This window comes from Clostridium sp. (assembly GCF_018372875.1).
In the GTDB taxonomy this organism is placed as follows: Bacteria; Bacillota; Clostridia; order Clostridiales; family Clostridiaceae; genus Clostridium.
On record NZ_JAHAIF010000077.1, the window covers coordinates 1 to 9,153 of the forward strand.

At 27.7% G+C, this 9,153-nt stretch carries 9 protein-coding genes; 6 read left to right on the forward strand and 3 right to left on the reverse strand.

What is annotated here, in order from left to right:
- Window positions 1–100 precede the first annotated feature (100 nt).
- Together KIB46_RS15590 and KIB46_RS15595 are read right to left on the reverse strand one after the other, a co-directional pair.
- On the reverse strand, window positions 101–793 hold the full coding sequence (locus KIB46_RS15590) for a permease prefix domain 1-containing protein (protein ID WP_291673077.1): 693 nt from the start codon (window positions 791–793) through the stop codon (window positions 101–103).
- Complete coding sequence (locus KIB46_RS15595) at window positions 781–1,116, reverse strand: PadR family transcriptional regulator (RefSeq protein ID WP_291673079.1); 336 nt, start codon at window positions 1,114–1,116, stop codon at window positions 781–783. The genes KIB46_RS15590 and KIB46_RS15595 overlap by 13 nt, the downstream gene beginning before the upstream one ends.
- A gap of 380 nt (window positions 1,117–1,496) precedes the next feature.
- Here KIB46_RS15595 and KIB46_RS15600 point away from each other — a divergent pair, with 380 nt between their 5' ends.
- The 5 genes from KIB46_RS15600 to KIB46_RS15620 all read left to right on the forward strand — a co-directional run bounded on the left by KIB46_RS15600 (window position 1,497) and on the right by KIB46_RS15620 (window position 7,830).
- Window positions 1,497–2,108: a hypothetical protein gene (locus KIB46_RS15600; protein WP_291673081.1), complete on the forward strand. Its 612-nt coding sequence runs from the start codon at window positions 1,497–1,499 to the stop codon at window positions 2,106–2,108.
- Window positions 2,109–2,215: 107 nt separating this feature from the next.
- Window positions 2,216–4,093, forward strand: coding sequence for a molecular chaperone HtpG (gene htpG, locus KIB46_RS15605; RefSeq protein WP_291673083.1), 1,878 nt, complete (start codon window positions 2,216–2,218; stop codon window positions 4,091–4,093).
- A 74-nt stretch (window positions 4,094–4,167) separates the two neighbouring features.
- A complete protein-coding gene (locus KIB46_RS15610) occupies window positions 4,168–5,205 on the forward strand; it encodes a M42 family metallopeptidase (protein ID WP_291673086.1) in 1,038 nt (345 codons plus the stop codon).
- Window positions 5,206–5,379: 174 nt separating this feature from the next.
- The gene (locus KIB46_RS15615) at window positions 5,380–7,272 is read left to right on the forward strand and encodes an FUSC family protein (RefSeq protein ID WP_291673087.1); all 1,893 of its coding nucleotides are present in this window, start codon (window positions 5,380–5,382) and stop codon (window positions 7,270–7,272) included.
- Between the two features lie 51 nt (window positions 7,273–7,323).
- Window positions 7,324–7,830: a hypothetical protein gene (locus KIB46_RS15620; RefSeq protein WP_291673090.1), complete on the forward strand. Its 507-nt coding sequence runs from the start codon at window positions 7,324–7,326 to the stop codon at window positions 7,828–7,830.
- A 98-nt stretch (window positions 7,831–7,928) separates the two neighbouring features.
- Here KIB46_RS15620 and msrA read toward each other — a convergent pair whose 3' ends face one another.
- Window positions 7,929–8,402, reverse strand: a complete 474-nt coding sequence (gene msrA / locus KIB46_RS15625) for a peptide-methionine (S)-S-oxide reductase MsrA (protein WP_291673091.1) — start codon at window positions 8,400–8,402, stop codon at window positions 7,929–7,931.
- Window positions 8,403–8,520: 118 nt separating this feature from the next.
- Between msrA and KIB46_RS15630 the strand changes: the two genes are divergently transcribed.
- Window positions 8,521–9,054 carry an N-acetyltransferase gene (locus KIB46_RS15630; RefSeq protein WP_156562353.1) on the forward strand — a complete coding sequence of 178 codons (534 nt, stop codon included), beginning with the start codon at window positions 8,521–8,523 and terminating at the stop codon, window positions 9,052–9,054.
- Window positions 9,055–9,153 lie beyond the last annotated feature (99 nt).

The following is a 9,153-nucleotide window of genomic DNA, read 5'->3' on the forward strand; positions in this document are numbered from 1 at the left end:
GTTTAAGTACAAATAATATCTAAAGGTTATTCGTAAAATAGGAAAAAAGGAGCTGTCGCTAACGGATTTTATTCCGCTAATGCGACAGCTCCTTTTTATTTTAGGCTTTAGCGAATGTGTATTTTTTAACTTTCTTAACTATTAAGAAAAGCATTAAGAATATAGGAATAAAAAGAGTTTCTATACGATGTGATGCGAAATTATAAGTGTTGAGATAATTTAAGAGATATTCGTTGTCCAGGTCTGTAATTACATTAGAAGATAATATTGGCATAGCGTAGAAGTTGAAAAATAGTATAAGTAGCATAATGATTGATTTTACTTTAATATTTAGTGCAGAAAATTTAGATAAAACTTTGGGAAATAGTGGTGAAAATATGAAAGTAAATATAGCAAGTAATATACCTAACTGAATACCAAAAGAAAAACTTGATATTGGAGAATTAGGTAATGGGTATTTTGAGAAAACTGAAACTGTTACTATTAGTCCAATAAAACGAATTAAGATTAATATAAATTGAAAGGAAATAAAGCCAATAAATAAGGTGAATAGTTTATGGAACCATATTTCATTTCTATTTACTTTTTTATATTCTTCTTCAATAATATCATTTTGACCAATTCTGCTTTTAGCAACTAAAAAAGCTTCTTCTTCTGATAAGTCTTTTTCTTTAAGCACAGTAATTTCATCCATTAAGTGAGATTCTAGTTCCTCTAAATCATCTAAGGATAAAACATCATTTTTGTTAAGATCATTTCTCCAATATTTAATTGATTCGTCTAAGTTAAACATATTCTTTCCTCCCAAATACCATTTAGTGTATTATTTACAATTTCCCATTGAGCCTTTTCTTGTTCAAGAGAGGCTAAACCAGCATTTGTGATTCTATAATATTTTCTTTTTCTTCCGTCTATAGTTTTCCACTCAGATTCTATTAATCCATTTGCAGTAAGTTTTTTTAGTACGGGGTAGAGAGTACCTTCCTTCCAAACAATATTGTTGTTAGAAAGTTCTTGTATATTTTTAATAATTTCATAACCATAACTTTCTTGTTTAGATAAAAAAGAAAGTATTAAGGGTTTTGATGAAGCGGCTATTAAGTCTTTAGATATCATTGTAATTCCTCCTACTTAGAACTTCTAGGTATATAATACATCGAGATTCTATGTATGCCAACCATAATATGTAAAAATAAATAATTATTGGGAGAAAAGGCGAATTGTGTGTATATACATATCATAAGTAGTAAGAGAAAATATCAAGAAGTAGGAATAAATAAAAAGGAAGATTTATATGTATATAAGGATATATTTATCAATGAAATGGTGGAGATTAACTAAGAAAGCTTAATTTTGGGACAGGCATAATTGAAATATAATTATATTTTAACAAGGGAAATAATAATAGTACTGAAGAAAATAAGAATGTTCTACATGAAGAAAAATGCAACTAAATATACATTATGTATTAATTTAAAGTGAAGGTGGGGATGATTATGCCTTTTGAATCTGTAGAGATAAAGAGCTATATTAATTTCTTAAATATTAATGATGGAAAAAACTTTTATTATGGTGGCAACCAAGAGTGGTTTGAAGATGAGGTTAATAGAAAATATGGATGTGCTGCAGTAGCAGCAGCTAATTTATTAGCTTACAAAAGTGTTAATGAGGGCATAAAAGAGTTATATGGGTATGAGGATTTTTCTAAAGATAGTTTCTTAAAGTATATGAATGAAATTATAAAGTGGACAAAACCTATAGAAAAGGTTGGTATATTAAAGCCAAGAGATTTTATAAAAGGATTATATAGTTTTGGAGAAAATAGGGGAATAAAACTTGATTTTGGAGTGAAGTATTTTAATACTAGTTATTATGAATTTTGTTCTTTTATAAAAAAAGCTTTAAGTGAAAATAAGCCTATAGCAATATTAATATTAAGGAATACAACTTTAAAGGAATTTGATTGGCATTGGATGACAATAACAAAGTATTTTAGAATGGGAAATAATATATCTATAAATGTGTCAACTTGGGGAGAAAAGAGAAATTTAGATTTAGAGAAGGTATATAAACATAGTAGCTATGGAGTCTTAATTTATTTAAAATAGTTAGTGTTGTGGATTATATAAATTATATGATTCACTATTTTTTTACATGGACATAATTGACAATATTATTTAATGTAACTAAAATTATCTTTTAGGGAGGGATAAAAATGAGTATAGAAAAAGGTAATATTTCAATCCACACAGAAAATATATTTCCAATAATTAAGAAGTGGTTATATTCAGACAAGGATATCTTCATTAGAGAGCTTGTTAGTAATGGATGTGATGCTGTTAGCAAATATAAGAGGCTTGTATCCCTAGGAGAAGCAGAGGGAATCGATGACGAAAAGTTTAAGGTTGTTGTTTCTGTAAACAAAGAAGAAGGTACATTAACTTTCAGCGATAACGGTATAGGGATGACAGATGAAGAGGTAAAAAAATATATTACACAAGTAGCATTTTCAGGTGCAGAGGATTTTATACAGAAGTATAAAGATAAAATGGGTGAAGGAAATGACATCATTGGTCATTTTGGATTAGGTTTTTATTCAGCTTTTATGGTAGCTAAAAAGGTACAAATTGATACATTATCATATAAGAAAGAGGCTACCCCTGTAAGGTGGATATGTGAAGGTGGAACAGAATATGAAATGACAAATTCTGATTCTAGAGAAACTAGGGGTACAACAATAACTTTATTCCTTGATGATGAAAGCAAAGAATTTTTAGAATACTATAAGGTAAGAGGCATTATTGAAAAGTATTGTTCATTCTTACCAACAGAAATATTCTTAATCAATGTAGATGAAGAAAAGAAAAAGTCAGAAGAAGATAAGGATAAGGATGGGGAACCAACTCCTCTAAATGATACAAATCCTTTATGGCTTAAGAAGCCAAGTGAATGTACAGATGAAGAGTATAAAGAATTTTACAAACAAGTCTTTAATGAATATGAAGACCCATTATTCTGGATTCACTTAAATGTAGACTATCCCTTTAACTTAAAAGGAATTTTATATTTCCCTAAGCTTAAGAATGAGTTTGAGCTTATAGAAGGTAAGGTTAAGTTATATAATAATCAAGTATTCGTAGCAGATAACATAAAGGAAGTTATCCCTGAATTCTTATTATTACTTAAGGGGGCAATAGATTGTCCAGATTTACCTCTAAATGTTTCAAGAAGCTTCTTACAAAACGATAGGGATGTAAGTAGAATTTCTAAACATATTGTTAAAAAGGTAGCTGATAAGCTAAATTCAATATTTAATAATGATAGAGATAAGTTTAATGAGTTCTGGGATGATATTCATCTATTTATTAAGTTTGGTTGCTTAAAGGATGAAAGCTTCTATGAAAAGATAAAAGATATAATAGTATTTAAGAACATAGAAGGTAAGCATATAACTTTAAAAGATTACTTAGAAAATGCTAAAGAAAAGCATGAAAATAAGGTGTTCTATGTAAGTAATGAGGAAGAACAATCACAATATATAAAGTTATTTAAAGAATATGAATTAGATGCACTTATATTAAGTAGTCCAATAGATAATAACTTTATATCTTTCCTTGAATATAAAGATGGTAATGTTAAGTTTACAAGAGTAGACTCCGACCTTTCAGATGTATTAAAGGATAAGGATGTTGAAGAAGACAAAGAAAATAATGAAAAGATTATTGAATTATTTAAATCAGTAATTGGAGATAAGATGAATGAATATAAGGTAGAGTCATTAAAAAATGAAAAGACTCCAGCTATGGTACTTCTTTCTGAATACTCTAGAAGAATGGCAGAAATGCAGGCTCAATTTGGAGGAATGGGAATGAACATTCCAGAGGAAAAGAGTCTTGTTATAAATGGAAATAACCCAATTATAAAGAAACTTACATCTATTTCTAATGATGAAAGTAAAAAAGATAAGGTTAATATGATTTGTAAGCAAATTGTTGATTTAGCGTTAATATCTAATAAGTCATTAACTTCAGATGAACTTGATGAATTTATTAATAGAACTAATGATTTAATGCTTCAAGTTATAGAGCTTTAATTAAGTAGGAGCTGGGATAGCAGCTCCTACTTCTTTATAATAAAGTTATAAAAATATAGAAGGAGATGAATGCAATGGATATAAAAGTAAATAAGAATTTTTTATTAGATACAGCAAAAGAAATATTAATGTGTGATAGTCCAAGTGGATTTTGCTATGAAGTTATGGAAAAAGTAAAAAATATTGCAGAAGGATTTGGATATAAATTTGAGTATACTAATAAGGGCTGTGGAGTTATAACTATAGAGGGAGAAAATGATGAGAAAACTATAGGGTTATCAGCTCATGTAGACACTTTAGGAGCTATGGTTAGATCTGTAACTAGTTCTGGTACATTAAAGTTTACTATAGTTGGAGGGCCAACAGTACCTACTTTAGATAGTGAGTATTGCAAAATAAGAACAAGAGAAGGAAAAATATATTCAGGAACCTTTTTAAGCACTAGTCCTTCAACTCATGTTTATAAGGATGCATCTTCAAAATCTAGAGATGCAGAAAATATGGAAATAAGGATTGACGAGGTAGTTAAGTCTAAAGAAGATGTTAATGCTTTAGGAATATTTCCAGGAGACTACATTTTTATAGATCCTAAAACTACAGTTACAGAAAGTGGATTCTTAAAATCAAGATTTATTGATGATAAGGGAAGTGTAGCTGCCTTATTAGCTCTTTTAGAAGTGTTACATAGAGAAGGAAGAAAGCCTAAATATAAAACAAAGATAATGATTACTGTATATGAAGAGGTTGGTCATGGAGCATCCTATATTCCACAGGATATAACAGAAATGTTAGCTGTTGATATGGGATGTATTGGGGATGATTTAAGTTGTACAGAATATGATGTATCTATCTGCGCTAAGGATTCTGGTGGACCATATGATTATAATATGGTAACTGACCTTGTTAACCTTGCAAAGGAAAATAATTTAGATTATGTGGTAGATATATATCCTCAATATGGATCAGATGTAGGAGCAGCTCTTAGAGGTGGAAATAACATAAGAGGAGCTTTAATTGGGCCAGGGGTTCATGCTTCACATGGTATGGAAAGAACACATTATAGTGCTTTAGAAAATACGGTTAAACTAGTTTATTTATATATAACAAAGTAATAAAGAATACTCCAGTATATTTGTGCTGGAGTATTTTTTGTTTATTTAAAAATAGTATGAGTAAAATAAATATATGATAATTCTTTACAGAAAATTTAAATTTAATACGTTGTTGAAATAATGAAAATACTATTATAAGATTGCTTTTGTACGTTTTTTAGGGAGGACTTAATTATGAATAAAAAAACTATATTATCAAAAACAGTTCTATTTATATTTATAATACTATTTATAACAACATTTATAAAAATATTTGGGGAGGAAAACACACTAATAGCAGTAACAACGGTAACAGGGGCCTTAATGTTTTTAGAGAATGATTTAACTTTAAATGCTGTAAGAAATACATTAGTTCTTATTGGATTTAATGTATTTTTAGGAATAATGTCATATTTAGCTACTAGCAATATGTATTTAGGAGTTTTAATTAACTTTGCAGTAATGTTTATTATTGGGTTTACCTTATGTCATAACTTAAAATCTCCTACTTATCTTCCCTTTTCGCTTCAATATATTTTTATGTTATCATCACCTATATCTTTAGAGAAGTTACCAAATAGAATTGGTTCACTTATATTTGGAGCCTTAGTAATTATGGGAGCTCAACTTATAATAAATAGGGATAAGGTTTCAAAAGCTGGAGATAAGTTGCTAACAAGTATATGCGTTAATTTAAATGAAAAAATAAGGTTACTTGAAAGAAAAGAGAATACAGAAGTGATAGACAGTAGAATAAAAGATGAAATTAGTAAGTTTAGAAAGGTTATATATGATAAAAGAGAAAGAGAGTTCTACTTACCTGAGGAAAGTAGAATTAAACTAGATATATTAGTTGCACTATCAAGAATAAACCTTATATTAAATGAGGTGAAAAATAGTGAAAAGATAGATATACTAGAAAAGAAGGTTATTCCTCTTATTGAAAATATTAAAGTTTGCTTAGAAGACAAGAAAAATTTAGAAAACTTAGATTCTCTTTTTAATGAGATAATTATAGAAGAGGAAATAACAGACTATATATCATTAAAGATAATAAATATTATTGAATTAATAGAAGATGATTTATATAGTTTAATGAAATTAGAAAAGAAAGACTATAATTTGGTTAAAAGAAGGGGCGAAATCCCAGAAAGCTATAAAAGGGCATGGAGATTCAGACGTGAAATATCAAGAGATTCATTAAGATTTACATATGGGTTTAGATTAGGGCTTGGAATAGCATTTAGTGCATTTATAGTGGAATTTTTGGGGCTTGTAGATGGAAGGTGGATATATTTCACTGTAAATTCCATAAATCAACCACAGTATGAGATGTCTAAGAAGAAGAGTTTGGATAGAATTTTAGGAACATTTATTGGAGTGATTATAATTACAATACTCTTTTCAGTATTTAAAGATACTAGCATTAGAGGGATAATAATTATGGCAACTGGATATGTATCAAGCTATCTTGTTCAATATAAATATAAAATGATTTGTACAACTGTATCTGCAGTAGGAGCTGCATCTTTAATAGGAAATGTAGGAGAGCTTGGTGGAGTTAGAATTTTATATGTAATTATTGGAGTAATAATTGCAATGTTAATAAATAAATTTATATTTCCATTTAGCATTAAAGATTCAACAATAAATTTAATTAATACATATAATCATATAGTAGAAAAAATGATTAAAAATGTATCTGATTATATTAATGAGGTAACTATGGATGAAGAGATGAAGAACCTTATATTATATTCAGGATTAATAGAAGAGAGGTTGACTAGTATTAATTCAAGTGATAATTATGATGAATTATCAAGATATCTTACAGAGCAACATTTATTAGTTATGAATATATATGACTTATATAGATGGATTAGAAAAGATGAAATAAGTAAAGATAAAGTATTGAAATCTATAGAATATATTAAAAACAACAAGGAAATATTTACTGAAGAAAAAATGTTATCAATTCAAAATGAAATAGGAAATTCTAGTTTTAATAAAGATAAACTTTTATTTATTAGCACCATAGAAGTTTTAGATGGTTTTTCAAAAATAAGAAATATTGATATAAAAATATAGTAAAAATAATGTATAATGTATTTTATAGATAAAACATGGGGGAAAAGGTGTATGATAGAAATTATTTATAGAAATACAGTAGAACAATGGATTGAATGTGCTAGTTTTGCATCTAAAAAATCAAGGGATGAGAAGAAGTTAGATAGACCAAGAATATTTTTAACTTCAGCTTGTGCAGTTATTTTTGTATTTACAATATTATCAGATCAAATACCAGTTTCAATTATATTTGGAGCATTGGGGATAGTATTTTATTTCTTTTATCCAGCATTACTTGAAAAAATGACTAGGAGAGCTTTTAAGAGAATGGCTAATAAAAGAGATTTATTACCTAATGGGGATATTAAACTTGTTTTAGATGGAGATAATCTTATTGTAGATATAGAAGAAAAGAGTAGAACAATAAGCATTAAGGATGTAGTAAATGTTACAGAGATATCAGAATGCTTATTTATTGAATTTAAAAATAAGGATGAGATTAGCTTAATAGTTCCTATAAATGCATTTAAGAGTGAAGAGGATGCAATAGAGTTTAAACAAAAATTAAAAGGGAAATAAAGTTATTAGAATAGCTAAAAATAGATTAAAAAATCATCATACAAGGTAGTATGGTGATTTTTTAACGTCTAGACAAGTTATAAAAAGTCGATACTTTTTTAGTCTAATTTTATGTGGCAATAACCAAAGGGATTTTTCTTTAGGTATTTTTGGTGATATTCCTCAGCAGGATAATAATTTCTTAAAGGTTCTACTTCTACTACTATTTTTTTATCATATTTTTTTGCTTCTTCTAAAATTTTACTATCTATTAAGTTTAAATCATCTTTATCTAAATAATATATTCCAGTCCTATATTGTTTTCCTTTATCATTACCTTGTTTATTTAAGGAAGTAGGGTCAATTATAGAAAAGTATTTATCAATCAGATAATCTAATTTTAACTTAGATTCATCATATAGAATATATACTGCTTCAGCAAATCCTGTATCTGTTCTACAAACAAGTTCATAGGTAGGATTTTTTATATTACCATTTGCATAACCAACTTCTGTTTTTGTTACTCCATTTATTCTAGAAAAGAACTCTTCAACGCCCCAAAAACATCCCCCTGCAAATACAATTTCTTTCATAAACAATACTCCTTTCTTAATAAATTATATTTATTGTTTGTAAAAATTTTGAAAACATGTTTAGTATTAAATAAAAAAGTCGAAAAGTAAAGGAAATGTTAATTAGGGAGAGGAAATAATGACTTTAAGTATTGGCAAAGAAAAAATAGGGGATGGAACAGAGATTATAGAAATGCTAATTAAAGCTTTTGAAGATATCGAATATAGTGATAAAAAAGAGCATGAGTTAGTAGAGGCTTTAAGAGAATCAGAAAATTATATTCCAGAACTATCTATAGTAGCAAAAGTAGATAATAAGATTGTTGGATATATTTTATGTACAGAAGTTAATATAATAAATGGGGAAGATACTAATAAAGCCTTAGCAATAGCACCATTTGCAGTATTACCAGAGTACAGAAATAAAAAAATAGGAAGTAAAATGATAAAAATGGCATTTACTAAGGCTAGTAAGCTTGGTTATAAAGGAATAGTTGTTCTAGGATATAAAAGTATTTTTGAAAAGTATGGATTTAAACCAGCTTGGATTTATGATGTAAAAGCACCCTTTGATGTACCGGAGGATAACTACATGGTTAAGGACATTAAAAAAGGATATTTTGATAATGTAAAAGGAACAGTAGAATATGCTGAAGCTTTTAAAAATTTTTAGAAAAAGGGGCTGTATCAAAATAAATTTGATACAATCCGATAAAAAGAAAGAAGAGAATTCATGAATTTGAATTCTCTTCTTTCCGTATAATATTAATAT

Bases quoted from the DNA above. Each gene is read 5' to 3' on its own strand.
- KIB46_RS15590 (WP_291673077.1), bottom strand. From the start codon at position 793: ATGTTTAACTTAGACGAATCAATTAAATATTGGAGAAATGATCTTAAC.
- KIB46_RS15595 (WP_291673079.1), bottom strand. From the start codon at position 1,116: ATGATATCTAAAGACTTAATAGCCGCTTCATCAAAACCCTTAATACTT.
- KIB46_RS15600 (WP_291673081.1), top strand. From the start codon at position 1,497: ATGCCTTTTGAATCTGTAGAGATAAAGAGCTATATTAATTTCTTAAAT.
- htpG (WP_291673083.1), top strand. From the start codon at position 2,216: ATGAGTATAGAAAAAGGTAATATTTCAATCCACACAGAAAATATATTT.
- KIB46_RS15610 (WP_291673086.1), top strand. From the start codon at position 4,168: ATGGATATAAAAGTAAATAAGAATTTTTTATTAGATACAGCAAAAGAA.
- KIB46_RS15615 (WP_291673087.1), top strand. From the start codon at position 5,380: ATGAATAAAAAAACTATATTATCAAAAACAGTTCTATTTATATTTATA.
- KIB46_RS15620 (WP_291673090.1), top strand. From the start codon at position 7,324: ATGATAGAAATTATTTATAGAAATACAGTAGAACAATGGATTGAATGT.
- msrA (WP_291673091.1), bottom strand. From the start codon at position 8,402: ATGAAAGAAATTGTATTTGCAGGGGGATGTTTTTGGGGCGTTGAAGAG.
- KIB46_RS15630 (WP_156562353.1), top strand. From the start codon at position 8,521: ATGACTTTAAGTATTGGCAAAGAAAAAATAGGGGATGGAACAGAGATT.